The organism is Lysobacter sp. Root604 (genome assembly GCF_001427505.1).
Classification (GTDB): Bacteria; Pseudomonadota; Gammaproteobacteria; order Xanthomonadales; family Xanthomonadaceae; genus Lysobacter.
The window spans coordinates 66,923-92,560 of sequence record NZ_LMGS01000009.1; the positions used below are offsets into that span (position 1 = coordinate 66,923).

Below are 25,638 nucleotides of genomic sequence, written 5' to 3' on the forward strand. Positions count from 1 at the left end.
ATGACCAAGTCGTAGCGGATGTTGCCCTTATAACACCCGCGGCACCGACCGCCACCGGGCCTATCCTGAAGATCGCAACGAAACAGGCGTGTATCAGGCCGCCTATCGGAGCATCGAGCGCCACACCGATAGCGCCTACGCAGCGCGAGCGGATGCGCTAGCCATCGGCGCAAGCGCCGCCCTGTCGATCGCAGGCGGGACCGCGCGCTCATCCGTCCGCGGTAATGCGGACAGGGCCGGGCGCCCCGTCCCCACCTTCGCCAGAGCCACGCCACATCGGCGCCCACCGCGGGCGAGCGCGACCATCATCGCCCTGCGCACAGGCCGGCGGATCCGCAACGAAAACGGGCGGCCAGCGGCCGCCCGTTCAAGCTGCGTGCGCGCCTGAGTTCAGTTGCTCTTGCAGTCCGCGCAGGCGCCGCGGGCATCCATGCGATTGCGCGCGGCATCGCGCTCCTCGCGCATCTGCGCGACGGTCTTGCAGACGCGCTCCTTGCGCGTGCTGCCCAGGATCGGGCGGCGCTCGCAGACCATGCGCTCGTCGTCGGTCTGGTTGATCGCCGCTTCGATCCACTCCAGCGCATTGAAGACTTCGGTCTTCTGCGCTTCGTTGAGATCGTTGGTGGATTGCTTGCCGTCGAGCAGGCGCAGCACTTCGCCCTGCTTGTTCAGCAGTTGCGAACGGGTGTCGGCGGAGAGGTCCTTGTAGCGGCCGGTGCGCGCTTCGACGCCGCTGCGGATCTCGGCCTGCTGGCTGCGAATGGACTCGACCTGCAGCACGTTGCGGTCGACCGAAGCGAACGCCAGCGGCGCCGCCAGCAAGCCGCCTAGGATGAGGGCCATCATTGCTTTCTTCATCGACATGGGTACGGTCCGTGGGCTTTCGGGGCCACCGAACATACTTTGCCGAATCTGCCGTGTCGACTGCCTACAGGCACATTTTTTCAGTTATGCGCCGAGTCGAATATGCGCGTAGCCGCACCGGTTGGGGCCGCTCTATTCGGCCCCGGGAGAGACGTGCAGGAGGCGCCAGGCCCGCCTGCACGCAGTCGGCATCAACGCCGATTCTGAACGTCGGCCCGGTCCAGCTCGTCGCGAGCGGCCTCGCGGGCCTCGCGCTCTTGCGCCACGGTCCGGCAGACCCGGGTAATGCGGGTGCTGCCGATGGTTTTCTCGCGCTTGCAGACCATGCGCTCGTCCTCGGCGTTGTTGATCGCGGCTTCGATCCACTCCAGGCGGTTGAACACCTGCACCTGCTGTTCCTGGCTCAGGTCGCCGGAGCTGTTCTTGCCTTCGATCATGGCCAGGACTTCGGCCTGCTTGGACAACAGCTCGCTGCGGGTGCTCGCCGGCATGTCCTTGTAGCGCCCGCGCTGGGCGATCACGTCGTCGTGGATCTGCTTTTGCTGAGCGGTGATGGCCGAGATCGCCAACGGCGGACGGGGCGCCACGTCACTCGCGGCCGCAGCCGTGGACGCCAGTAATACCGCCGCAAAAATCAAACCACGCATGAACTTCGCTCCCCGCGCACCCGGTTATTCGGAACGAATCACGCTAGCGGGCTTACCAGCCGCTGTCGATTGGCAATATTTACGCAAAAACAGTGGATTGAACGCACAAGAATCGGGCAGACACGCGACGCCGGAGCGCTCGCCCGTCGCCCCAGGTCCGCTTCAGATTTCCTGGCCGCCGACCTGACGCGGGCGCCGATCCAGGTTGCGGTTCGCGCTTTCCTTTGCCTTGCGCTCGTCGGCCACCGTGCGGCAGGTGCGCACCATGCGATTGCTGCCCAGGGTTCGCTCGAGCCGGCAGATCATGCGCTCTTCTTCGGTGTCGTTGACGGCGGCTTCGATCCATTCCAGGCGATTGAACACTTCCACCTGCTCGCGCCGGCTGAGATCGGCCGTGCTGGCCTTGTCTTCCACCAGACTCAGGATCTCGACCTGCTTGGACAACAGTTCGGCGCGGGTCGCCAAGGGCAACTGGCCGTAGCGGCCGCGGCGGGCGACGTCGTCGGCGCGGATCTGCTTTTGCTGCTCCACGATCGCCAGGATCGGCAGCGGCGGAGGCGACTGCGCCTGCTCGCCGGCGACGGCGGTGGACGCCGCCCACAGTAAGGTCCAACTGGCCAATGCACGCATCGCCGTCCCCGAAGTCGGTGCCCACAGCCGGGCTGCGCCCACTTTAGCGATGCCGACGGCGGCGGTCGATGGTCTGGCGCCGTTCGCGCGCAGCCCCGGCCCGCGAGGCCCCGATCGGACAGACCTGGCCCGGCGCTCGCGCTGCGCCACTACGGACCGGATACCAGTCGCGAGTAACGAGTTGTCAGTAACGAGCAACCAGTGGCTGGCCACTCGTTACTCGTTACAGGCTCTACTGCCGCACTTCGCGATTATCCAAGCGATCGCGGGTGGCTTCGCGCTCGGCGCGCATCTGGCCGGCGGTCTTGCACACGCGCTCCTTGCGGGTGCTGCCCAGCACCGGGCGGCGCTCGCAGATCATGCGCTCGTCGTCGGCCTTGTTGATGGCCGCCTCGATCCATTCCAGGGTGTTGAAGACGTCCGTCTTCTGGTCTTCGTTGAGGTCCTGGGTCGACTGCTTGCCCTGCATCAGCTGGAACAGGTGATCCTGCTTGGCCAGCAATTCGCCGCGGGTGCCCACCGACATGTCCTTGTAACGGCCGTTGCCGGCCTGGACCGCGGTGCGGATTTCGGTCTGCTGGGAACGGATCGATTCGAACTGCAGCACGCCGCGATCGACCGACGCGAACGCGACCGGGGCCATCAGCAACAGCGACAAGGCCCAAACACGGAACTTCATGGCTCGACTCCTGGGGTACGGATAGCTGGATTGCGAGCGACCGACGTTACGCGCGCAAAATGTGAGCTTCAACCTTAATCGAACGCCGGCACAGCGTCGGATCGGGCATGCCGATTCCGACTAAAACCTAATATCGTCATGGGCTTAGCGCTAAGGACATCGGCGCCCGAGGCGCAGGACCGGCGCCCCCTGAGCGCCACGCCGATGCGATCAACCGTGCCCGACCTGCGCCGAACCGTGGCCGGCAGGCGGGCGCCGCTGCGTGGGCCAGGCCAGGAAACGACCGGCCCGACCTGGCCCGCATTCAGGACCCACCGGCGTCGGCCACGGCCCTGAGGAGCCCTCGGGCAGCGCCGGCCATCCCCGCTAGGACGGCCAGACCGCCCCGCCCGGGTCGAACTCGGCGGTGCGCCGTTCGGCCGCGCGCCAGCCGAAGCCGCAGACCGCCAGCGGACCTTCCTGCAGCGGGTCCAGGCCGAACGCGCGCTCGATGTCGACCTCGTTGATCGCGCAGGTCACGAACGCGCCCAAGCCCAGCTCGGTCGCGCTCAGGTACAGGGTCTGCGAAAGGTGGCCGCTGTCCAGCACCAGCGCGCGGTAGGCCTTGGCATGGTGGCGGTACTTCCAGAAGCAGCGCGCGTAACGCGGCGTCAGCACCGCCAGCGCGTGCGCATCGGCGAACCAGTGCTGGCCGGCGAGCGCGCGCAAGGCGAATGCCGACAGCGCTTCGTCCGGCGCCGGCAAGGGCTCCAGCGCGTGCGCGACCGGGTGGTAGTGATACAGCCCGGGCGTCACGTCCTCGACGTTTTGCACGACCAGATAGGCCTCGGTGGGGTGCAGGCCGCCGGCCGAGGGCGTGTGCTTTTTCAGGAAAACCGCGTCGTCGTGGGTGCGCAGCTGGGCCTGGGCGGCGAACGTGCGTTGCAACATGTGCGCGAACAGGACCTGCGGCAACGGCCGTTCACGATCGAAATTTCGGCAGGTGGCGCGACGCGCGAGCAAGGCGTCGAACGCGTCGGGCGCGATTTCCGGCAAGGCGATGCGCGACTGCGGCGCGACCCGTTCGTGCACCGGCGGCGGCGGCGCGCCGAGTTTGTCGAGCAGGCCGGACACGGTGGTCATGTCCTTGGCCTCCATGTCGGCGACGCCGTCCACGCCGTCCCAGCGCGCCTGCCGATGCAGCAGCGCCGACGCCGGCCACCAATGGCCATCGCGCACGGCCTGATCGCGCGCGCGGTGCGCGCCATCGGCCGCGTCCTCATCGATCAGCAGGCCGACCTCGAGCAAACGCGCCAAGGCGTCGGCCGGCGCCGCGGCCAACGTCTCGGCCGAACTCCACTCGCCCGGACTGACGCCGCCCAGCAATTCGCGCTCGTCGGCGTCGATCTCGACTTCGCCCTCCAGATGCGCCGCCAGGGCCAGCCAACGTCGGCTGCGCCGCAGTCCGGCGCCGCCGCTGAGCAGGGATCGCAGATCGAAGCCGATCTCCTCGCGCGGTTCCAGGAACACCACCGCGCATCGCCGCACCCGCATATTCAGCTCCCGCGCCGCATTTTTTACGGAGTTTGAGGTTGTCCCGTACGTGGGACAAGGATAGATTCGTCGCCTATCGGGGCCGCAACAGGCTCTGCTAGGGGGAGTACCGATGGGCAACGACAACACCAAGGGGCATCCGCCTCTGGATCCGAAGGTCGCCGACAAGCTGCTCGACAAGCTCGGCAACGACGATCATTTCCGCGAACTGTTCGTTCAGGATCCGGCGGCCGCGCTGGGCCGGGTCGGGCTGGCGCCCGCACAGACCAAGGCCGCGCTATCGGACACGAGCTGCATGATGGTGGCGAATATCGCCCCCAAGGAAGAAATCCAGGCCTCGCGGGACGAGCTGCGCAGCTACCTGACGTCGCAGGACACCCACACGGTGGTTCACTGCTTCGAAGCGGGCAGCGTCGCGTCCAGCCTGCGCATCAAGTAAGGCGGCAAGGTCTCGCTCGCCCAGGCGCGGCGGAAGGCTTCGGCTTCCCGTCGCGCTTCGTCCGGGCGACCGAGACTGACCAGGCGTTCGGCCGCGTCCAGCGGCGCCAGGCTGGCGTCGGCCACGCTCATCGACTGCAGGGCCTGACCGCCCAACGGTTCGATATAGGCCAGGCCGCGGTGCGCGGCCAGCCAGCGGTCCTGCTTCAGCGCTTCCTCGGCCTTGCCGGCGTCGCGCAGCGCGTCGCGCAAGGCGACGCGCAACTGGAACGGCTCGCTGCCGTCGACTTCGCGCGACAGCAGCGCAACCGCCTCGGCGGGCTTGCCGGACAGCCGCAGCTGTTCGGCCTTGGCCACGCTCAGCAACTTGATCGCGCCGGCATGGCCGGACTCCTCGGCCATCGCGCTCAACTTCGGCAGCAGGCGCTCGCCGATCGCGCGATCGCCGCTGCGCTGGCCCAGCCGCACCGCGGCCAGGGCCATCACCAATAGATCGTCGCGGTCGGCCTGGCCGGCCGGGTTGGCGGCGTCGGCGACGATCGCATCGGCGAGCGCGGCGATCTTGGCCGGCGGCACCGATTGGGGATCGCGCAGCAGATCGGTCCAGTAGTCGGCGATCGCGAACGGATAGCGCAACAGCGGGTTGGCGTCGCGCGCGGCCGCGGCGGCGCGGTCGGCGCTGCGCTGGGCGTCGCCGAGGCGGCCTTGGTCCAACGGAATCGAGATGCGTTCGAACTCGTTGACCAGCGCGCCCAGGCTGCGGTCGTTGGCGGGCAGCGCGGCCAGGACCTTCTCGGCCTCGGGATAGCGGCGCAGGGTCGCCAGCGCGGCGGCGTGGCGGCGGGTGGGCGGATATTGGCCGGCGGTTTCGGCCTGCTTGAAGCTTTCCAGCGCCTGCGCCGGGCGCTCCTGGGCCAGGTAGACGCGGCCCTTGAGCTCCATGGCGATGTCGCGCAGAGCGTTCTGCGGCGCGGCGAACGCCTGCGCGCCGCGCAGCGCGGCGTCGTAGCGGCCGGACGTGAAATCGAACCAGGCCAAGCGGCTCTGGCCGGCGTAGTAGTCCGGATACAGGCCGGCCAGCAGCTTCCACTTGGGCGCGGCGCGGCGCGAGGGCTGCGGGCCGAATTCGGCCGCCCAGGCGTCCAGGTACAAGGCGTCGCGCGCGGGCAGGTGCTCGCGCAGGGCCAGCGCGCGCTTGAGCGAGGGCTGGGCGGCCGCGTTGTCGGCGTTGCTCACATACACGCGCATCACGCCCATGTGGGCGAGGGCGAAGTTCGGGTCCAGCTCCAGCGCGCGCTGGAAGTACTGCAGCGCTTCCGGGAACTGGCGCTTGGCGTAGGCCTTGGTGCCCAGCGCGTAGGCACGCAGGGCGTCGAGATTCTTGGTGGTCACCTGCGGCAACGGCGCGGAGTCGTTGTCGATCGACTTCAGCGCCTCGCCCAACTTGTTGCGCAAGCTGGCGGTGACCTGATCGATCGAGGACAGCGCCGAGCCGGCGCCGACGCCGTCGACGGACTCGGCGTAGACCGTCGTCTGAGTATGCGGATCGACCACCTCGGCGCTCACCCGCACGCGGCCGCCGACTTCGGCCACCGTCGGCAGGATCACCGCGCGCGCGCCGTCGCGCAGCGCGATCTCGGAGGCGACCGAACGATCGAGGAAGGTGTCGGACTTGCGCTGCATGCGCGCCAGGGTGTCGCGCGCCTTGAGGTCGGACAGCACGTTGACGTAGCGCGACTGCTCCAGGCTGATCCGGAACGCCTGCTCCAGCGAATCGTCGAGCACGCTCTGGCCGGTGAGGTTGCGCAGGTCGCCCACCACCACCCAGTCGCGCTCGTTGAAGGCGATCGCCGGCTGCGGCTTGGTCACGAACCACACGCCCACGCCGATCGCGGCCAACACCGCGACCTCGGCCGCGAGCGCGGCCGGGCGCCGCCACAGCGGCACGTCGCGCCAGGCCTTGGGCGAGTTCGGCGGCGCGCGCAACGGCGCGATGCCGGGCTCGCCGACTTCGTAGATCTCCTGCGAATCGGGCACGCCCTTGAAGCGCCAGCGCCCGTAGGACTTCCACAACAGCTGCTGGCCGCGTTCGCCCAGCTCGCGCGCGGCGCGGTGCGCCAGCGGTTCGGCCACCGCCGACAGCAGGATCTGGCCGGGGCGCGCCATCGCCATCAGGCGACCGGCCATGGGCTTGGCCAGGCCTTCGACTTCCAGCGGCTTGGCGCCGACCTTGACCGCCTCGTCGCTGTTGCGCCAGGTCAGCACCTCGCCCACGTGCAGGCCGGCGCGCGCGAGCAGGGTCTGCTTGCGCTCGCGTCCGATCTCGCGCAGGCTGCGCTCGTAATCCAATGCGAAACCCAGGCCGTCGATCGGGCGTTCGAACAACAGCAACAAGCCGTCGGAACGGTCGATCAGGCGACCGCGCCATTGCTGCTGCAACTGCAGCACCAGGCGGTCGTGTTCGCGGAACAGTTCCGCCGCGGGGCCGTCGCCGAGGCGTTCGACCAGGGTGGTCGAATCGCACAGGTCGGTCAGCAGCAGGGTGCGCAGCTGCGGCGCTTCCGGGTGAGGGCGGTGGGCATCATTCATCGCGACGGCATCCTTGTTCGTTCGCGTGCGCCGGTCAGACCGGTTCCAGGGCCGCGTCTTGCCAATGCACGCGGTTGCCGCCCTTGCGTTTGGCTTGATACAGCGCTTCGTCGGCGCGCGCGTACCAGTCGTTCCAATCCGCGCGCGGGTCGACCATGCAGGCGCCGACGCTGACCGGACAGATGGTCGGCGGCGACTGCGGCATCAACATCAGGTTCTGGGTGGTGGCGACGATGAACTCGGCGAAACGCATCACGTCGTGGGCGTGCCCGGCCGAGACCAGCAGGCAGAATTCGTCGCCGCCCAGGCGGCAGGCGATGTCGTCGGGGCCGGCCACCGAACGCATGATGTTGGCCACGCTCTGCAGCACGCGATCGCCGGCCAGGTGGCCGTGGTCGTCGTTGACCTGCTTGAAGCGGTCGCAGTCCACCAGCACCAGGCCCAGGGTCTGCGGCATGCCCAGCGCGCGCGCTTCCTGCAGGTGCAGGGTGAGGCCGCGGCGGTTGTACAGGCCGGTGAGCTCGTCGGTGCGGACCAACTCTTCGGTCTGATTGAGTTGGTGGGTGGTCGCGTACAGGCTGTCGAGGGCGGCCTCGAGATCCTGGTTGCGACGGCGCAGGCGCCGGATCAGGCCCTGCTCGTTGAGCACCACGCGCATGATCGCGCGGCGCAGGAAATGGCAGACCAGACCGGCGTTGCGGTCGACCAGGCGCTGGAATTCCTCGTGACGCAGTTCGATCAACAGGCCGGGGCCGGCGACGATGGCGTCGGCGCTGCGCGCGTGATCGCCGATCAGCAGGCCGAGTTCGCCGAAGAATTCGCGCGGGCCGAGGCGCTTGGTGACCAGGTCGTCGCCGAAGTCGAGATCGATCGCGCCGCGCGCGACCACGAACATGGTGGTGCCCAGTTCGCCGCGACGGAACAGCACCTGGCCGGCCTCGACGTGACGCGGGCGACCCAGTTCGGCGAACAGTTCGAATTCCGCTTGGCTAAGCGCTGCCGTCGCCGCTTCGTTAGGCGCCGGTATCGGATCCGAATTGAACTGACCGCCCGTCATGGTCGGCGCAGCACCATCGCGATTCATCCCACGACCCCCGGATCCCCGGCTCCTTCAGAGGCTGGAGAGGCAGGATAGCACCTCACCTGAACAGCAAACGTCCTGGCCAGGGGAAGTCGGTCACCGCGCGCGTCGCCGGTCGGGCCGGGCGCGGGCCACCGTGCCCATCGGGTAGACCCCGATCGCCGGATTAAGCCGGACCCGCCGCCGCGACGCGCCCGGCCCCCTCGCCGGTCGCGCCGCGCGGCCGCATTCAGGCGGCGACCTTGTCCTGCTGGAACTGCTCTTCCTCGGTCGAGCCCTTGAGCGCGACGGTCGAGGACTGCCCGCCCTGGATGGTCTGGGTGACCGCGTCGAAATAGCCGGTACCGACCTCGCGCTGGTGCTTGACCGCGGTGAAGCCCTTTTCGGCGGCGGCGAACTCGGCCTCCTGCAGCTCCACGAAGGCGCTCATCTGACGACGCGCGTAGCCGTGGGCGAGGTTGAACATGCCGTAGTTCAGGCTGTGGAAGCCGGCCAGGGTGATGAACTGGAACTTGTAGCCGTAGCCGGCGATCTCCTTCTGGAACTTGGCGATCGTGGCGTCGTCCAGGTTCTTCTTCCAGTTGAAGCTGGGCGAGCAGTTGTAGGCCAGCAGCTTGCCCGGGAACTTGGCGTGGATGGCTTCGGCGAACTTGCGCGCGAACTCCAGATCCGGCTTGCCGGTCTCGCACCAGACCAGGTCGGCATAGGGCGCGTAAGCCAGGCCGCGGCTGATCGCCTGGTCCAGGCCGTTACGGGTCTTGTAGAAACCCTCGTTGGTGCGCTCGCCGGTGGTGAAGGGCTGATCGTTGGGATCGATATCGGCGGTGAGCAGGTCGGCCGCTTCGGCGTCGGTGCGCGCCACGATCAGGGTCGGCACGCCCATCACGTCGGCGGCCAGGCGCGCGGCGACCAGCTTCTCGACCGCCTCGCGGGTCGGCACCAGGACCTTGCCGCCCATATGGCCGCACTTCTTGACCGAAGCCAGCTGGTCCTCGAAATGCACGCCCGAGGCGCCGGCCTCGATCATGCCCTTCATCAGTTCGAAGGCGTTGAGCACGCCGCCGAAGCCGGCTTCGGCATCGGCCACGATCGGCTGCAGGAAGTCGATGTCGCCGGTGCCCTCCGCGCACTGGATCTGATCGGCGCGCAGCAGGGTGTTGTTGATGCGGCGCACGACCTGCGGCACCGAGTTGGCCGGGTACAGCGACTGGTCGGGGTACATCTCGCCGGCGATGTTGGCGTCGGCGGCGACCTGCCAGCCCGACAGGTAGATCGCCTTGAGGCCGGCCTTGACCTGCTGCATGGCCTGGTTGCCGGTCAGCGCGCCCAGCGCGTTGACGAAGTCCTCGGTGTGGAGCGAGTTCCACAGCTTGGCGGCGCCGAGCTTGGCGATGCTGTGCTCGACCGGGACCGTGCCGCGCAGCCGCACCACGTCCTCGGCCGAATACGGCCGGGTGATGCCGGCCCAGCGCGGATTGCTGGCCCAGTCGTTGCGGAGTTGCTCGGCGGTCGGCAGGTGGCTCATGACTTCGTTCCTTGCGTATGGGTCGTGGGGTGAGGCGCGAGTAAGGGTGGGACGCGGTAGGTGGAGCTAGGCGAGGCAAGTTGCTTTCTGTGGGAGCGACGTAAGCCGCGATCGCCCTCCGGTGCAGTTGCGTCGGCGGGCGGAACTCAATCGCGGCTTACGCCGCGCCCACAGACGCCGCCAAGTCGGGCAAGCGGCTCAGTCGATGCGTTGATAAGCCGGCAGGGTCAAGAACTCCTCCAGCGTGTCGGCGTGGGTGAGCTGGTCGAGCATCGCGATCGCCTCGCCCAGGCGCTGCGCGCCGGGCAGGTTCATGCGCTCGGCGAGCTTGCTGGGCAGACCGATCAGGGCGCGTTCGAGCAGGGCGAAATCGACCGGCGTGCCGTCGTCCAGGTGCAGGCCGGAGGCGTGCAGCCACTGCCACAACTGGGTGCGCGCGATCTCGGCGGTGGCCGCGTCCTCCATCAGCCAATGGATCGGCACGCAGCCGTTGCCGTCCAGCCAGGCGGCCAGATAGCGCACGCAGACCTCGACGTTGCCCTCGAAGCCGGCGCGCGTGATCGTGCCCAGCGAGGGCTTGATCAGATCGTCGCGGATCACCAGCACGTCGTCGCGCAGCACGTGCTGCTGATGCGGGCCGGGCATGCGCTCGTCGAAGATGCGCATCGCCAGCGGAATCAGCGCCGGATGCGCGACCCAGGTGCCGTCGTGGCCGGCGGTGACCTCGCGCAGCTTGTCGGCGCGCACCTTGGCCAGCGCGGCCTCGTTGGCGGCCTCGTCGCCGCTGATCGGAATCTGCGCGGCCATGCCGCCCATCGCGTGCGCGCCGCGCTTGTGGCAGGTCTGGATCAGCAGTTCCGAATACGCACGCAGGAACGGCTGCAGCATCGTCACCTGGCCGCGCTCGGGCAGGACCTTGTCGCGATGCGCGCGGAAGGTCTTGAGGTAGGAGAACACGTAGTCCCAGCGGCCGCAGTTGAGGCCGGCGATGCGCGTGCGCAGCGCATGCAGGATCTCGTCCATCTCGAACACCGCCGGCAGGGTCTCGATCAGCACCGTGACCTTGATCTGGCCGGCGCTCAGGCCCAGCGCCTGCTCGACGCGGTCCAGCGCCTCGTTCCACAGCTGCGCCTCTTCCATCGACTGCAGCTTGGGCAGGTAGAAATAGGGTCCGCGATCCTTCGCGGCCAGCGCCTGCGCATTGTGGAAAGCGAACAGGCCCAGGTCGAACAGGCTGGCGGAGATCGGCGCGCCGTCGATCAGCAGGTGCTTCTCGTCCAGGTGCCAGCCGCGCGGCCGCACCATCAGCACCGCCTGCTGCTCGAAGGGCTTGAGGGTGTAGTGCTTGCTGCCGTCCGGCGCCATCCAGTCCAGGGTGCCGGCCACAGCCTTCCTCAGCGCGCGCTGGCCGGTCAGCAGGTTGGACCAGGTCGGCGCGGTGCTGTCCTCGAAGTCGGCCATGAAGACCTTGGCGCCCGAGTTGAGGGCGTTGATGACCATCTTCGGATCGACCGGGCCGGTGATCTCGACGCGGCGGTCCAGCAGCGCCGCCGGCAGCGGCGCGACCCGCCACTGGCCGCTGCGGATCGCGGCGGTGTCGGCACGGAAATCCGGCAGGCCGCCGGCGTCGAAGAACGCCTGGCGCTCGCGGCGCGCGGCCAGGCGGGCCTGGCGAGCCGGTTCGAAGCGGCGGTGCAGGTCGGCCAGGAAGGCCAGAGCCGCGGGCGTGAGCAGCTGCTCCTGCCCGGCCAGGCTGGCCGTCAACTCGATCCCGTGCGTCTCCTGGCGTTGCGCCATCACTGCCGACATGCCCTGCTCCTACGCCTCTAGCGTGTTTCGTTAGGGCTCCGACCATGCGCTGGCGTCTTGTATTTGACAATCAAGTTTTTTCAATGCATATCATTTGAAAAACTTATATATGTCTTCCCAGTGACCACGAAGCGTGCCGCCAGCCCCCGTTTTGCGTACAAGGGCGACCGCCTGAAGCCGCTGCGGGCGTTCTGCCAGACCGCCCGCCTGGGCTCGGTCTCACGCGCGGCTGAGGCGCTCTACCTCAGCCAGCCGGCGGTGACCCTACAACTGCAGGCCTTGGAGCGCGATCTGGGGGTGCGCCTGCTCGAGCGCAGCGGCCGCCGGCTCAGCCTGACCCGCGAGGGCCAGGAGCTGTACGAACTCGCGCGCCCGCTGGTCGAGGGCCTGGACGGCCTGGACGGGGCGTTTCGCGAGCGCGTGCGCGGGCTGGACGGCGGCGAGCTCAACGTCGCCGCCGGCAGCTCGACCATCCTGTACCTGCTGCCCAGGATCGTCGAAGCCTTCCGCGCCGCCCATCCGGACGTGCGCCTGAGCCTGCACAACGTCACCGGCGCCGGCGGTCTGGACCTGCTGCGCTCGGACGCGGTCGATCTGGCGGTGGGCTCGATGCTGGACGTGCCCGGCGACCTCAGCTACGCCCCGGTCTACCGCTTCGAGCCCATGCTGATCACCCCGCGCGACCACCCGCTCGCGCTCAAGCCCGACCTCAGCCTGCAGGACCTCTCGCCCTACGGCCTGATCCTGCCGCCGCAGCGCCTGACCACCTACCGCATGGTCGACCTGGTGTTCCAGCAGAACCGGGTGCCGTACACGGTCGCGCTGGAAGTCGGCGGTTGGGAGGTGATCAAGCAGTACGTGGCGATGGGCCTGGGCATCAGCATCGTCACCGCGATCTGCCTGACCGACGCTGACCGCTCGCGCCTGAGCGCGCGCTCGCTGGCCGACTACTTCCCCTCGCGCAGCTACGGCGTGGTGGTGCGCAAGGGCAAATACCTATCGCCGCAGGCGCGCGCGTTCACCGAATTGATCCAGCCGGATCTGTTTTTCCGCGGCGATTACTACGCGACGGGGCAGTCGGATCGTTGAGGGCCCCGGGCCGCGCACGCGGTTGCGGCATCGCGACGATGCGGTTCGCCTGCGGCTCACCGCATCCTACGGTCGAGGCGAATAGCGCTGGCGTTCGAGCCGCGCTCTAAAGTCAGCGGGCCCCGCCTTCGCGGGGATGACGGGCAACAGTGAGCGCAAGAACGACAGCGACAGCACGATGCAGGGGAACAAGAGGCAAAGGCGCTAGCGCGGCCGCCGCGGCCTGCGAAACCGCTTCGGCAAAAACGCCACCGCCGCCGCCAGTTCCACGAACGCCATCGCGTAGCGCACCGGCGCCACCAGCAAGGCCTTGCCCAAGGCCGCCGCCTGGCCTTCGCGCGACACCGCGGCCAACACCAGCGCCGTGGCCAGAATTTCCGCCGCCACCACTCCGCCCAACCACCACCAGCGCCCGCTGAAAGCCAACCACAGCAGCAGCAGCGGATACGCCAGGCGCTCGGCCGCCATCAGAAACAGCGCCCAGCCGATCGGCCGCCCGTACTCGTGGGTAAGGCGCTCGCCGAACGGCTGCCGATACGCCTCGCGCACCCGCCGCTGCTCGGTCGCCACGCGCGGGCGCGGGCGCAGCCAGCGCCGCCAGGCCTTGAACGGCGTCAGCAACAGCCCGTTGAACTCGCGACAGCCGCGCAGGAACGCGGCGGCCTGGCGGAAGCTCTGCCGCGGCAGACGATCCAGCGGCGGCTGCTCGGTATGCGCCAGCGCGCCGAACAACTGCACGTTGCGATAGCCCTCCTGCGCCAGCGCCAGGGCGATGAACACATCCTCCGCGCCGTCGAGCTGATCGCCATGGACCGGCTCGTAGCGATCGAACAGATCCTTGATGTAGCGCCGGCGATAGGCGATCGCATTGCCGCGCGGCACCACCACGCCGCCGAACAGCGCCATCTGGCCGCGGTTGATGAAACACTGCTGCAGCAGACAACTGGTTTCGCGATGGACGTCGCCCAGCCATTGCAGACCGCGCCGCAACCGGCCGCGACGCGCGCGCGGATCGCGATAAGCCTCGCCGTGCAGCCAACGCTGGAACGCCGGCGAACGCTCCAGCGCGCGCCGGTGCTCGCCGCGCATCGGCTGCACCACGCCGCAGACGCTGGCGATACCGACGCCTTCGTAGAGCTCGCGCACGCAGCGCTCGATGTAGTCCGCCGAATGCAGCAGAGTGTCGCCGTCGAGCACGAACTCGACATCGGCGTCGGATTCGCGCGCCTGGCGCTTGATCGTGGGCCCGCGTCCGATCGACCACATGCGTTCGATCACGCGCAGGGACAAACCGTTGGCGGCGGCGAACTCGCGGGCGATCGCGGCGGTGCCGTCGCGCTCGATGCCGCCGTCGTCGACCAGTACCACGCTGCGCGGTTGCAGGGTCTGGGCCAGCAGGGCCGCCAGGCAATGGGCGATGTCGTGCTGCTGCAGGCGCGCGGGAATCACCACGTCGACCACCGCCTGACGCCAGTCTTCCACCGGCGTGGGTACGGTCTCTTCGGCGCCGCGCCACAGCCCGACCGCACTAAGCAGACCGTTGGGGCTAAGCGCGAACCAAGGCAAGGCGGGCACCGGCCACCTCCCGCACGCGGACGCGGACCGCGCCCGACAACTCCGCATGCGCGGCGATCGTGGCCTCCGCCACTCCCCCTAGCGACATCCTGCCCGGCACGACCGACCTCCTGCCTGATCGGGAACCCGCGCCACCCCCCGCGACGCGCAGCCCCGTAACGAAGCTACACGCAAAACGCGGGCGAAACTGGCCGCCGATCCGGCCTGGGTGTCGCGCCCGATCGCCGGCTCGACCAGTCGTGTGCAGTTTTAGCGCAGCGAGTGCGCTTACGGCGTGCCGTGGTGCTTGCCCTGCCAGGGCCGGTACCAGGCCCGGATCCGCGCCAGATCGGCGTTCATGTCCTCGCCCAGCCAGAACGGCTCGCCGATGCCGATGACCTTGTCGGGGTAATGAAAATACGCCGGCAGCACCGGCACATCGGCGGCCTTGGCGATCTTCCAGAAGCCCGCCTTCCAGCGGTCCACCGGCTTGCGCGTGCCCTCCGGCGCCAGCCCGAACCAGAACCGCTCGGCGTTGCGGATCATCGCCGCGGCCTGTTCGACCACGCCGTGGGCGGCGCTGCGGTCGACCGGGATCACGCCCAGGTAGCGCAGCAGCGCACCCAGCAGCGGCACCTTGAACAGCGAATCCTTGCCCAGGATCTTGATGTCCAGCCCCATCGCGGCCTTGGCCGCGAAGCCCCAGACGCCGTCCCAGTTGGACGAATGCGGCGCGCCGATCAGCACCAGCTTGGGAATGTCGGGGAAAGCCCCGACCATGCGCCAGCCGCCCAGCCGCAGCACGCTGCGGCCGATCCAGCGGGTCAGGCGGTTGGAGCGCACCCGCGGTGCGTTCGGCGGCAGCGGCAGCACTACGTCGTCGGCGGTCGTCGGCATGCGGTCTCCGTCAGTCCCAATCGCGCGTGGCGCGGCCGCGCTTGACCGTGCTGCGCTCGCGCTTGGCCCCCAGCCGGCGTTCTTTCGAGGCGCGGCTGGGGCGGGTGGCGATGCGCGGCTTGGGCGCGTGCAGGCCGCTTTCGATGAAGGCGGCCAGGCGCTCGCGGGCATCGTCGCGGTTGCGCTCCTGGGTGCGGAAACGCTGCGCGCTGATCACCAGCACGCCGTCGCCGGTCACGCGGCGGTCGCGCTTGGCGAGCAGGCGCTCGCGCACCGGCTCGGGCAGCGACGGCGACTGCGCCACGTCGAAGCGCAGCTCCACCGCGGTCGCGACCTTGTTGACGTTTTGCCCGCCGGGCCCGGTCGAACGCACGAAGCGCTCGACCAGTTCCTGCTCGGGTATGGTGATTTCAGGATCGGCCATTGCGTCCCTCCGGCCCCGATTGTAGACGGGAGCGATGATAGTGCGGGCCTGTGGCCGGACGTTGACGCCGCCTGCACCCGCCGCCGACCATGCGGTTCCCATCAAGGAGGATCGCCCCCGATGAAGTCCTATGCCCTCGCCCTGGCCCTGATGCTGGCCTCGCCGCTGGCCGCCCTGGCCGCGCCGCCCAGCGACGCCCAAGTGTCGCGCCTGCTCGAGGTCATGCGCGCGCGCCAGACCGTGGAGACCATGCTGCCGCAGATCGAAGCCTCGCAGCAGCAGATGGCCGAACAGATGATGGCCGGCCGCGAGATCACGCCCGCCGAACGCGAGCGCTTGAACAGCGTGATCGCCCGTTCCAGCGCGCAGCTGCGCAAGGGCCTGGCCTGGGACAAGCTGGAACCGATCTACCGCGACATCTACCGCGACACCTTCGACGGCCAGGACACCGACGCCCTGATCGCGTTCTACGCCAGCCCGACCGGCCAGCGCCTGCTCGACAAGATGCCGGCGCTGATGCAGAACACCATGAGCGCGATGCAGAAACTGGTGGTGCCGATGATGCAGGAACTGCAGCAGGAGATCGAAGCCGAAGCGCGCAACGACGCGGTCAAGCGCAAGAGCGCCGGCGCCGAAACCAAGTAAGCCCGGCCCGCGCCGCGCCTGCCCTCATCCGGCCGGCGCGGCCTGCTCGAACAGCGCCAGCGCCTTGGCCAGCTCGCGGTCCGGCGGCGCGGTGGCGACGATGCGCGCGCCGCTGACCGGATGCAGGAAGGCCAGGCGCTGCGCATGCAGCAGCATGCGATGGATGCCCATCATGCGGAAGGCGCGGTTGTGGCGGCCGTCGCCGTGGCTGGTGTCACCGATCAGGTGATGCGAGACGTGCTTGAGATGACGCCGGATCTGGCGAAAGCGCCCGGTCTCCGGCTGCGCCAGCAGCAGCGCGTAGCGCGAGGTCTCGAAACCGCCGGACGGATGCGCGAGCTCGCAGCTGCCCAGGCGCCGGAAGCGCGTGATCGCGGGCTTCTTCTGCGGCTTGCCCGGCCCGCCGTCCAGCGCGTAGTCGATGGTGAACGCATCCTCCGGCCAGCCGCGGCAGACCGCCAGATAGTCCTTCTCGAACTCGCGCGACATCAGCACCTTGCCCAGCGCCGAGGCCACCTCGCGCTCGAACGCCAACAGCAGGCAGCCGCTGGTGGCGCGGTCCAGGCGGTGGACCAGGAACACCGGCCGCCCGAACTGCTGGCGCAGGCGGTCGGCGACGAAATCGGTCTCGCCGCGCGCCAGCGCGCTGTCGTGCACCATCAGCCCCGCCGGCTTGTCGATGATCGCCAGGCTGTCGTCGGCGTACAGCACCGGCAGTTCGGCGGGCGCCTCCAGGGAACTGTAGGTTTCGGACATGCTCTATGGCACAGGCGGTAGGGAGCTCAGCGGGTATTTTCGTCTATAGCAGCTCCAGCCACACGCTTTCCCCCGGCATCACTTCCAGGACACCCCATGCGATCGTTCCAGCCGCCTTACCGACCGGCCTGGTCTCACCTGGCCTCGGCCCTGACCCTGGCCTGGGCGCTGGCCCTGCCCGCGCGGGCGGCCGAACCCTCGCTCGCGCCACCCAAGGGCGTCGCCGCCGGCCCCTGCGTGGAAGGCATCTGCGAGTACACCCTGGGCAACGGCCTGCGCGTGCTGCTGTTCCCGGACGCCAGCAAACCCACGGTGACGGTCAACCTGACCTACCAGGTCGGCTCCATGCACGAGAACTACGGCGAGACCGGCATGGCCCACCTGCTGGAGCACCTGCTGTTCAAGGGCACGCCGACCCACAGCGACATCCCGGCCGAGATGAAGAAGCGCGGCATCGGCTTCAACGGCACCACCAATGTCGACCGCACCAACTATTACGCCTCGTTCCCGGCCAACGACGACACCCTGCGCTGGCTGCTGGGCATGGAAGCCGACCGCATGGTCAATTCCAACGTCGCCAAGAAGGACCTCGACAGCGAGATGACCGTGGTCCGCAACGAGATGGAGAAGAACGAGAATAGCCCCAACGGCGTGCTCGCCCAGCGCGTGCGGTCCACCGCCTATCTCTGGCACAACTACGGCCACAGCACGATCGGCGCGCGCAGCGATGTCGAAGGCGTGCCGATCGAACGCCTGCAGGCCTTCTACAAAAGCTGGTACCGCCCCGATAACGCGACCCTGATCGTGGCCGGCCGCATCGACCCAGCCAAGACCTTGAACGAGATCGCGCAGGCCTTCGCGCCGGTCGCGCGGCCCAAGACCGGCTTGCGCGCGTTCTACACCGCCGACCCCACCCAGGACGGCGAGCGCAGCGTGACGGTGCGCCGCAGCGGCGATATCCAGTTGGTGATGGCGGCCTACCACGTGCCCGCCGAAACCCACCCCGACAGCGCCGCGCTGGGCCTGCTCGCCAATATTCTGGATTACGTGCCGGGCGGTCGCCTGCACAAGCAGCTGGTCGAAACCAAGCTGGCCGCGGGCGCCAGCGCGGGCGCCGACAGCCTGCGCGATCCGGGCCTGATGACGGCGATGATCGGGCTGCCGCGCGACGGCGATGCGGCCAAGGCCGAGGCCGCGCTGTTGACGCAGCTGGAAAACATCGCCGCCACGCCGATCACCCAAGCCGAGCTCGACGCCGCCAAGCAACGCATCCGCAACGGTTACGAACTGGGCTACACCAACGTCAACGCGGTCGCGCTGGGCCTGTCGGAGGCGATCGCGGCCGGCGACTGGCGCCTGTACTTCCTGCGTCGCGACGCGTTCGAGAAAGTCGGCCTGGACGACGTCAACCGCGTCGCGCGCGACTACCTCAAACCCAGCAACCGCACCCTGGGCCGCTTCGTGCCCACCGACCGCGCCGATCGCGCCGAGATCGCCGCCGCGCCCGCGGCCGCGACCGTGCTGCAGGGCTACACCGGCAAGGCCGCGGTGGCCGCGGGCGAACAGTTCGATCCCACGCCGGCCAACATCCAGGCGCGCACCGAAACCTTCACCCTCGGCGACGGCCTGCGCGTGGCCCTGCTGCCGAAGAAGACCCGCGGCGAAACCGTGGTGTTGAGCGCGCGTTTCCGCTTCGGCGACGCGGATTCGCTCAAGGGCCGCGCGGCCGCCGGCAACGTCGCCGGCTCGCTGATCATGCGCGGCGCCGCCGGGCTCAGCCGCGAGCAGATCGACCAGCGCTTCGAAGCCTTGAAGACCGAGGCCGGCATCGGCGGCGGCCTGCAGAGCGCGAGCATCGGCATGACCACGCGCCGCACCCAGCTCGCCGAGGCGTTGGCGCTGGCGGTGCAGATCCTGCGCAAGCCCGAGTACCCGCAAAGCGAGTTCGAGCAGTTCCGACTGCAGGCGATCACCGGGCTGGAGGCCGCGCGCAAGGAGCCCAGCACCATCGCCGGCATGGCCATGTCGCAGTACTTCGATCCCTGGCCGGAAGGCCACCCGCTGCGCTGGCGCAGCCTGGATCAGTCGATCGCCGACCTGAAGGCGCTCAAGGTCGAGGACCTGCGCGCCTTCCATCGCGATTTCTACGGCAGCGCCGAAGGCGAGATCAGCGTGGTCGGCGATTTCGATCCGGTCGCGCTCAAAGCGCAGTTGCAGAGTCTGTTCCTGGATTGGCGCACGCCGCACGCGTACGCGCCCATCCCCACCCACTACAGCGCGCTCGCCGCGCGACGCGAGCGCTTCGAGACCCCCGACAAGGCCAACGGCGTGCTGCTCGCGCGCGGCAACCTCTCGCTCAACGACCGCGATCCCGACTATCCGGCCCTGATGGTCGCCAATTACATCTTCGGCGGCGGCGGCAAGTCGCGTCTGTACGATCGCATCCGCCAGAAGGACGGACTCAGCTACGGTGTGGGCAGCAACCTCGACGCCGACGCCAGCCGGGTCGGCCGCGACGACGCCGGCAGCCTGCTGATCCAGGCCATCGCCGCGCCGCAAAACCTGGACAAGACCGAGGCGGCCATGCGCGAGGAGTACGCGCGCTGGATCCGCGACGGCGTCGGCGCCGACGAGCTGCGCGATGCGGTCGCCGGCCTGCTGACCCAGCGCGCGCAGGGACGCGAATCCGACGGCGCGATCGCCGGCATCCTGGCCAGCAATCTGTCCCTGGATCGCGACATGGGGTTTCAGGCGGGCATCGACGCGCGCTTGAAGGCGCTGACGCCGGACGAGGTGAATGCGGCGATCCGCAAGCATTTCAAGCCCGGGATGCTCAGCGTGTATATGGCGGGGGATTTCGATGCGGCGGCGAAGCCGGCGGCGGCGGCGGCGGTAGCGAAGCCTTGACCGGCGCTCGCAAGTAAGCGCAAAAGCAAATCCCCCCTAGCCCCCCTTTTGCAAAGGGGGGAACGGCAAGAGCCGTGCGCTTCGCTCGTCTTCCCCCTTTGTAAAAGGGGGATTGAGGGGGATTTGCTTTCCGCCCGGACCGCGTAGCGCCTAAGCGCTACGCCGCGGCCACGCCGCCAGCAGCGCCCACAAACCGCCGATGCCGGCGATCCACGACGAGGCCGGGATCGACCAGAAGCGCGGGCCGCCGGCTTCCAGGCCGTACAGCACCGCCGCCACGATCAACAGGCCGGTGCCCAGGATCGCCGCGACCGTGCGCCGCTGCGCGTCCTTCACCGTGCGCGTGAGTTCGGCCAGGTCCTGCGAACGCATGCGCAGCTCGTGGCCGCCGCTGACCTGCTGGGTCAGCCAGGCGTGCAGCAGGCGCGGCATCTCGGGCGCGTGCGTGACCAGCTCGGGCAGGCGCTTGCGGAATTCCGCGGCCAGGCGCTGCGGGCTGTAGCGTTCGACCAGGATGCGTTGCAGCACCGGCCGCGCCACCGCCCAGATATCGAGCTTGGGATCGAGCAGGCGGCCCACGCCTTCGATGTTGAGCAGGGTCTTCTGCAGCAGGATCAGCTGCGGCTGCAGGGTCAGCTCGTAGCGCTGCGCGGTGCGGAACAGTTTGACCAGCACCTCGGCCAGCGAGATTTCGCTGAGCGGGCGGGTGAAATAGGGCTCGCAGACCGCGCGCGTGGCCGCTTCGAGTTCGTCGATGCGAATATGCGCGGGCATCCAGCCGGCCTGCACGTGCAGCTCGGCGATGCGGCGGTAGTCGCGGTTGAAGATCGCCATGAAGTTCTCGGCGAGGTAGTACTGATCCTCGTCGGACAGCTGGCCCATGATGCCGAAGTCCAGGGCGATGAAGCGCGGGTTGCTCTTGCGCTTGGGATCGCTGTCGACCCAGATGTTGCCGGCGTGGGCGTCGGCATGGAAGAAGTTGTCGCGGAACACCTGGGTGTAGAACACCCGCACGCCCTTGGCCGCCAGCGCGCTGCGGTCGATGCCGGCGGCGTCGAGCGCGGCGATGTCGTCGGACGGAATGCCGTACACGCGCTCCAGGGTCAGTGCGCGCTCGGCGGTATGCGACCAGATCACCTCGGGCACGTAGAGGTCTTCGCTGTCCTTCCAGAACCGGCGCAGCACGCTGGCGTTGGCGCCCTCGCGTTGCAGGTCCAGCTCGGCGGCCAGGGTGCTCTCGATCTCGGCCACGATCTCGCGCGGACGGATCTTGTCGGCGCTGGGATGGGCGCGGTCGACCACGCTGGCGATGGTCTTGAGCAGGGCGATGTCGCCGGCGATCTGCTTCTCGATGTTGGGGCGCAGCACCTTGACCACGACCTCGCGGCCGCCGGGCAGGATCGCCGCGTGCACCTGGGCGATCGAGGCCGAGGCCAGCGGGGTGGTGTCGAAGGCCTCGAAGGCCTCGGCGATGCCGCGCTCCAGGGCGGTCTCGACGATCGCGCGCGCGGCCTCGCCATCGAAGGGTTTGACCCGGTCCTGCAGCAGCGCCAGTTCGATCGCCACGTCCGGCGGCACCAGGTCGCGACGGGTGGACAGGATCTGGCCGAATTTGACGAAGATCGGGCCCAACTCCTGCAGCACCAGACGCAGACGCGCGCCGCGCGACATCGCCGCGATCTCGGCCGAGGCGCGCGGCACGAACGGACGCGCGAGCTTGAGCCAGCGCTCGGCCGGGGTGCCGTCGAGCAGGTCGTCGAGCCGGTAACGCAGCAGGACCCGGCCGATGCGCCAGGCGCGCAGCGCCGACTTCATGCGTCGCTCCGTGCGGCGATGCGCTCGCGCAGGCGCGCGACGCGTACGCTCGCGCGCTCGACGCCGTCGCGCACCGCGTCGACGTCGTCGTGGAAGGCGTTGAGTTCGTCGCGCGCGACCACGTCGCGGGATTCCTCGGTGACGAATTCGGCCGCGTTCTGGGCGAAGGCACCGGCCGCGCCACGTGCGTGGCGCAGCCCGCCGGCGATCGCGTTGGCGATCTGCACGCCCATCACGTCGCCGAACACGCCGGTCAGCGAGCCCTGCCAATCCGGATCGAAGCGCTCGGCCAGGCGCTGCAGGCGGCGGGCGAGATCGGCATCGCCCTCGATGCGCAGCTTGCCCACCGGCGGAGCGTCGTCGTTGCGCAGGAACGGCAGTTGCGAGACCAGGCCCGCCAGGGTGCTGCGCACCGACAGATCGGGTTCGACCGCGGCCTCGACCGGGCCTACCCGCAGGCGGTCGCCTTCGACGCGTACCTGCACCGCCAGCGGCGGCGCTGCCAGATGCAGGGCGACGCGACGACCGTCCAGCGCGCGCAGCGCGTCGCGCGTATCGGGGTCCAGCGCCAGCGCGCGATTGAGCGCGGCTTCCAGCGCGCCGCCTGCGTAGGTCTTCAGTATGGACGGGAACAAGCTATCGGCGGAGGTGTTCATGCCGTCATTGTAGCCCCCGGCCCGGCGGGCCCGAGACGGCGGCGTCCCGGCCCGTGGGCGGGCCGGGACGGGCATGTTCAGCGCCGGCCGATCGGCGGGCTCAGACCTTGCGACCGCGCAGCAGCGAGATGATGGCCAGGATCACGAAGACGACGAACAGGATCCAGGCGATGTTGGTGGCGGCGCCGGCGATGCCGCTGAAGCCCAGGACCGCGGCGACGATGGCGATGATGAAGAAGATGACGGCGTAACTGAGCATGGAGATCTCCTAAGGAGGCCCTGCATCAGGCAGGACCGAGGGTGTGCCCCGATCCTGCTGAGTCGCCGGTGCTCAGGCGGTGACGACGCCCGTTTACGTGCAGGCGGCCTTCAGCCGGGTGAGGCCCTCGTGAAAGCTGACCCGCGGTACGTAGCCGAAATCGCGGGTCGCCGGCGCCATGTCGTACCAGTGCGAGGTCGCCAGCTGTTCGGCCAGGAAGCGCGTCATCGGCGGCTCGCCCTTCAGCGGCAGCGCATGCCACAGGCCTTCGCAGACCGCGCCGATCGCATAGGCGGCGCCGAACGGCAGGGTCTTGTCGACCTGCGGCGCGCCGACCGCGGCGAGCAGCCCGTTGAGGGTCTCGCGCATGGTCTTGGGCTCGCCGTTGCTGATGAAGTAGGCGCGGCCCGCGCAGGCCGCGCCCGGCGCCAGATGATCGAAGGCGTCGAAATGCGCCTGCGCGGCGTTGTCGATGTAGGTGGTGTCGACCTTGTTGTAGCCGTCGCCGACGAAGCGCAGACGGCCGGCCCTGGCGCGCGCGACCAGACGCGGCAGCAACTGGTTGTCGCCCACGCCCCAGATCAGGCGCGGGCGCAGCGCCACGGTCGCCAGCGTGGGCGCGTTCGCGGCCAGCACCGCTTTCTCGGCGATGGTCTTGGTGGTCGCGTACGGGGCCTTGAAGCCTTCGCCGTAGGGCACGTCGTCGGCGGTGCCGCCTTCGACCGGATGGGTCGCGCGGTGGGTGACGCTGGGCGTGGAGGTATAGACCAGGCGCCCGATCGCATGCGTGCGGCAAGCGGCGAGCACGTGCTCGGTACCGACCACGTTGGCCTGGTGATAGCTGTCGTAGCTGCCCCAGGCGCCGGCCTTGGCGGCGTTGTGGAACACCGCATCGCAACCGCGCGCGGCCGCGATCACCGCCTCGCGATCGGCCAGATCGCCCTGGATCTGGATCACGCCCAGCGCGTCCAGGGCCGGATAGTGGCCGCGGTTGTAACTGACGACCTCATAGCCGCGCTCGACCAGGCCGCGGCACAGGGCCTGGCCGAGAAAACCGCCGCCGCCGGTGACCAGTACCCTCATCTCCACGCTCCCTCTTTGGCGGCCCAGATCGCGAGCTTCTCGCGACCGATCTTGGCGTTGTGGCGGATGTCGACCGGAAAGCGCGGATGGCGCAGGAAATCGGCGATATCCGCGGTATGCGCATGCGCCGCGCCGATCGCGCGCAGCGCGCGCTCGATCGCGGGCCAGTCGCGCGCGAGCACGCCCTCGGCCAGCTCCACGCACAGCACCGGCCGTTGCGCGCCGGCGGCGCCTACGCCGACCAGGGCGGTGCGCCGTACCTGCGGGTGGGCGTTGAACACCGGCTCGACCTGTTCGGTGTACAGCGGGCCCCGTGCGGTTTCGACGCGATGGGTCTTGCGGCCGCAGAACCACAAGCGGCCCTGGTCGTCGAAGTAGCCCAGATCGCCCATGCGATGGACCACGCGCTCGCTGCCGTCGTCCAGGGTTTCGCGGATCTTGGCGATGCGGGTCGCGGCTTCGCGATTGAAATAGCTGTCGGTGGCGGTCGGGCCGGCCACGGTGATCTCGCCCACTTCGCCGGCCGCGAGCATGCGCGCGTCCGACCACTGCGCGATCGGCGCGTCGTCGATGGCGATGATGCGGATCTCGTTGGGCGCGACCGCATGGCCGACGCAGGTGCCGGCGCCGGCCTCGGTGGCCGCGCGCGTGGACTGCAGTTCGCGGCCTTCGATCACCGCCACCGGCAGGCACTCGGTGGCGCCGTAGGGCGTCCACAGCTGGGCGTCCTCGGGCAGCAGCGCGCGCAACGCCGCGACCGTATCGGGCGGCACCGGCGCGCCAGCCGAGGTCACGCGCTTGAGACCGGTCAGCGGCGCGCCGTGCTTGACCAGCACCGCCATCAGCGCGGGCGAACCGAACAGCTGGTCGACGCCGTAGCGCGCGATCGCATCGTGCAGCTTGCGCGGATCGGCCTGCGCGGGCCGGGTCGGGTCCATGTCGGGAATGATCGAGGTCAGGCCCAGCGCCGGATCGAACAACGCGAACGGCGGGAAGGTCGGCAGGTCGACGCCGCCGGGCACGATGCCGAAGGCCTGGCCCATCATTTCGATCTGGGCGACGAAATGGCGGTGGCGGTAGACCACGCCCTTGGGCACGCCGGTGGAGCCGCTGGTGAACAGGATCGCGGCGACGTCGTCGGGGCGCGTGTCGGCGAGCTGGCAGCCCGCGCCGGCGCCTTCGCGCTCGACTTCGGCCAGGGTCGCATCGGCGAGCCAGGCGCGGCGACCGGTGGTGATGCGGATGCGCGCGGTCCTGGCCCAACGCAGGATCACCCGCGCGACATGCGCGAGCGGAATGCCGATGAAGGCCTCCGGCAGCGCTTCGTCCAGGCATTGGCGCAGCGCGCGCTTGTCGATGCCCGGGTCCACCAGCACCGGCACCGCGCCGGCCTTGAACAGGGCGAACATCAGCAGGAAAAACTCCGGCGAGGGCCGCACCATGATCACGGTGCGGGTGCCGCGCACGATGCCGCGCTTGGCCAGCCCGGCCGCGATCGCGTCGCTGCGCGCATCGAGTTCGGCGTAGGTCAGGACCTGGTCGTAACGCGGCAGGCCGTTGGCATCGCGCGTGCCGGGGCAGCGCATCGCCACGCGCTCGGGCGCCTCGGCGGCGCGGCGCGGCAGGGAGGCGGCGATGTTGCAGGGCGCGACGGGCGCGCGCGCGGCGGTGTCCGCCGCGGAGGGTTCGTTGCTCATGCGTGGATTGTAGGGGGTCTGGGCGGATCCGAGCCGCCGTATCGCCCCTACAGAAGGCGAG

General features: G+C 69.3%; 22 protein-coding genes. 4 read left to right on the forward strand and 18 right to left on the reverse strand.

From position 1 onward, the window contains the following. Positions 1-390 precede the first annotated feature (390 nt). The 5 genes from ASD69_RS08760 to ASD69_RS08780 form a co-directional block, all read right to left on the reverse strand. Positions 391-843, reverse strand: a complete 453-nt coding sequence (locus ASD69_RS08760) for a hypothetical protein (protein WP_157489600.1) — start codon at positions 841-843, stop codon at positions 391-393. A gap of 212 nt (positions 844-1,055) precedes the next feature. Then, positions 1,056-1,451 carry a hypothetical protein gene (locus tag ASD69_RS08765; protein WP_056176915.1) on the reverse strand — a complete coding sequence of 132 codons (396 nt, stop codon included), beginning with the start codon at positions 1,449-1,451 and terminating at the stop codon, positions 1,056-1,058. Between the two features lie 222 nt (positions 1,452-1,673). Next, positions 1,674-2,141, reverse strand: a complete 468-nt coding sequence (locus tag ASD69_RS08770; protein ID WP_157489602.1) for a hypothetical protein — start codon at positions 2,139-2,141, stop codon at positions 1,674-1,676. A 232-nt stretch (positions 2,142-2,373) separates the two neighbouring features. Continuing rightward, positions 2,374-2,820, reverse strand: a complete 447-nt coding sequence (locus tag ASD69_RS08775; RefSeq protein WP_056176921.1) for a hypothetical protein — start codon at positions 2,818-2,820, stop codon at positions 2,374-2,376. A 366-nt stretch (positions 2,821-3,186) separates the two neighbouring features. After that, positions 3,187-4,353, reverse strand: a complete 1,167-nt coding sequence (locus ASD69_RS08780) for a putative peptide maturation dehydrogenase (RefSeq protein WP_056176924.1) — start codon at positions 4,351-4,353, stop codon at positions 3,187-3,189. 112 nt (positions 4,354-4,465) lie between these two features. Between ASD69_RS08780 and ASD69_RS08785 the strand changes: the two genes are divergently transcribed. Next, positions 4,466-4,792, forward strand: coding sequence for an NHLP-related RiPP peptide (locus ASD69_RS08785; RefSeq protein ID WP_056176927.1), 327 nt, complete (start codon positions 4,466-4,468; stop codon positions 4,790-4,792). Here ASD69_RS08785 and ASD69_RS08790 read toward each other — a convergent pair. The 4 genes from ASD69_RS08790 to aceB form a co-directional block, all read right to left on the reverse strand. After that, positions 4,744-7,380: a putative peptide modification system cyclase gene (locus tag ASD69_RS08790; protein ID WP_056176930.1), complete on the reverse strand. Its 2,637-nt coding sequence runs from the start codon at positions 7,378-7,380 to the stop codon at positions 4,744-4,746. The two genes, ASD69_RS08785 and ASD69_RS08790, sit on opposite strands and share 49 nt — an antisense overlap. A gap of 34 nt (positions 7,381-7,414) precedes the next feature. Beyond that, a complete protein-coding gene (locus ASD69_RS08795) occupies positions 7,415-8,437 on the reverse strand; it encodes a GGDEF domain-containing protein (RefSeq protein WP_235567224.1) in 1,023 nt (340 codons plus the stop codon). A 253-nt stretch (positions 8,438-8,690) separates the two neighbouring features. After that, entirely contained in the window at positions 8,691-9,986 is a 1,296-nt protein-coding gene (aceA, locus tag ASD69_RS08800) for an isocitrate lyase (protein ID WP_056176935.1), read from the reverse strand. A gap of 198 nt (positions 9,987-10,184) precedes the next feature. Continuing rightward, the gene (aceB, locus tag ASD69_RS08805; RefSeq protein WP_056176938.1) at positions 10,185-11,795 is read right to left on the reverse strand and encodes a malate synthase A; all 1,611 of its coding nucleotides are present in this window, start codon (positions 11,793-11,795) and stop codon (positions 10,185-10,187) included. 120 nt (positions 11,796-11,915) lie between these two features. Between aceB and ASD69_RS08810 the strand changes: the two genes are divergently transcribed. Then, positions 11,916-12,884, forward strand: coding sequence for a LysR family transcriptional regulator (locus tag ASD69_RS08810; protein ID WP_056176942.1), 969 nt, complete (start codon positions 11,916-11,918; stop codon positions 12,882-12,884). Positions 12,885-13,088: 204 nt separating this feature from the next. Here ASD69_RS08810 and ASD69_RS08815 read toward each other — a convergent pair whose 3' ends face one another. The 3 genes from ASD69_RS08815 to arfB form a co-directional block, all read right to left on the reverse strand. Then, positions 13,089-14,459, reverse strand: coding sequence for a glycosyltransferase (locus tag ASD69_RS08815; RefSeq protein ID WP_162250633.1), 1,371 nt, complete (start codon positions 14,457-14,459; stop codon positions 13,089-13,091). A 267-nt stretch (positions 14,460-14,726) separates the two neighbouring features. Beyond that, a complete protein-coding gene (locus ASD69_RS08820) occupies positions 14,727-15,335 on the reverse strand; it encodes a lysophospholipid acyltransferase family protein (protein ID WP_056176948.1) in 609 nt (202 codons plus the stop codon). A gap of 10 nt (positions 15,336-15,345) precedes the next feature. Further along, positions 15,346-15,759 carry an alternative ribosome rescue aminoacyl-tRNA hydrolase ArfB gene (gene arfB / locus ASD69_RS08825; RefSeq protein WP_056176951.1) on the reverse strand — a complete coding sequence of 138 codons (414 nt, stop codon included), beginning with the start codon at positions 15,757-15,759 and terminating at the stop codon, positions 15,346-15,348. Positions 15,760-15,879: 120 nt separating this feature from the next. Between arfB and ASD69_RS08830 the strand changes: the two genes are divergently transcribed. After that, positions 15,880-16,404: a DUF2059 domain-containing protein gene (locus ASD69_RS08830; protein ID WP_056176953.1), complete on the forward strand. Its 525-nt coding sequence runs from the start codon at positions 15,880-15,882 to the stop codon at positions 16,402-16,404. A 24-nt stretch (positions 16,405-16,428) separates the two neighbouring features. Here the strand turns inward: ASD69_RS08830 and ASD69_RS08835 are convergent, their stop codons facing one another. Further along, a complete protein-coding gene (locus ASD69_RS08835; RefSeq protein WP_056176956.1) occupies positions 16,429-17,160 on the reverse strand; it encodes a pseudouridine synthase in 732 nt (243 codons plus the stop codon). A 96-nt stretch (positions 17,161-17,256) separates the two neighbouring features. Between ASD69_RS08835 and ASD69_RS08840 the strand changes: the two genes are divergently transcribed. Further along, positions 17,257-20,067, forward strand: coding sequence for a pitrilysin family protein (locus tag ASD69_RS08840; protein ID WP_056176958.1), 2,811 nt, complete (start codon positions 17,257-17,259; stop codon positions 20,065-20,067). Between the two features lie 150 nt (positions 20,068-20,217). Here ASD69_RS08840 and ubiB read toward each other — a convergent pair whose 3' ends face one another. The 5 genes from ubiB to oleC all read right to left on the reverse strand — a co-directional run bounded on the left by ubiB (position 20,218) and on the right by oleC (position 25,577). Beyond that, a complete protein-coding gene (gene ubiB / locus ASD69_RS08845) occupies positions 20,218-21,882 on the reverse strand; it encodes a ubiquinone biosynthesis regulatory protein kinase UbiB (protein ID WP_056176961.1) in 1,665 nt (554 codons plus the stop codon). Beyond that, on the reverse strand, positions 21,879-22,538 hold the full coding sequence (locus ASD69_RS08850; RefSeq protein WP_056176964.1) for an SCP2 sterol-binding domain-containing protein: 660 nt from the start codon (positions 22,536-22,538) through the stop codon (positions 21,879-21,881). The genes ubiB and ASD69_RS08850 overlap by 4 nt, the downstream gene beginning before the upstream one ends. A gap of 100 nt (positions 22,539-22,638) precedes the next feature. Then, complete coding sequence (locus tag ASD69_RS21235; protein ID WP_082576384.1) at positions 22,639-22,797, reverse strand: DUF1328 domain-containing protein; 159 nt, start codon at positions 22,795-22,797, stop codon at positions 22,639-22,641. Between the two features lie 93 nt (positions 22,798-22,890). Further along, positions 22,891-23,880, reverse strand: coding sequence for a 2-alkyl-3-oxoalkanoate reductase (gene oleD, locus ASD69_RS08855; protein WP_056176967.1), 990 nt, complete (start codon positions 23,878-23,880; stop codon positions 22,891-22,893). Continuing rightward, on the reverse strand, positions 23,877-25,577 hold the full coding sequence (gene oleC / locus ASD69_RS08860) for an olefin beta-lactone synthetase (protein ID WP_056176970.1): 1,701 nt from the start codon (positions 25,575-25,577) through the stop codon (positions 23,877-23,879). The genes oleD and oleC overlap by 4 nt, the downstream gene beginning before the upstream one ends. Between the last annotated feature and the right edge of the window lie 61 nt (positions 25,578-25,638).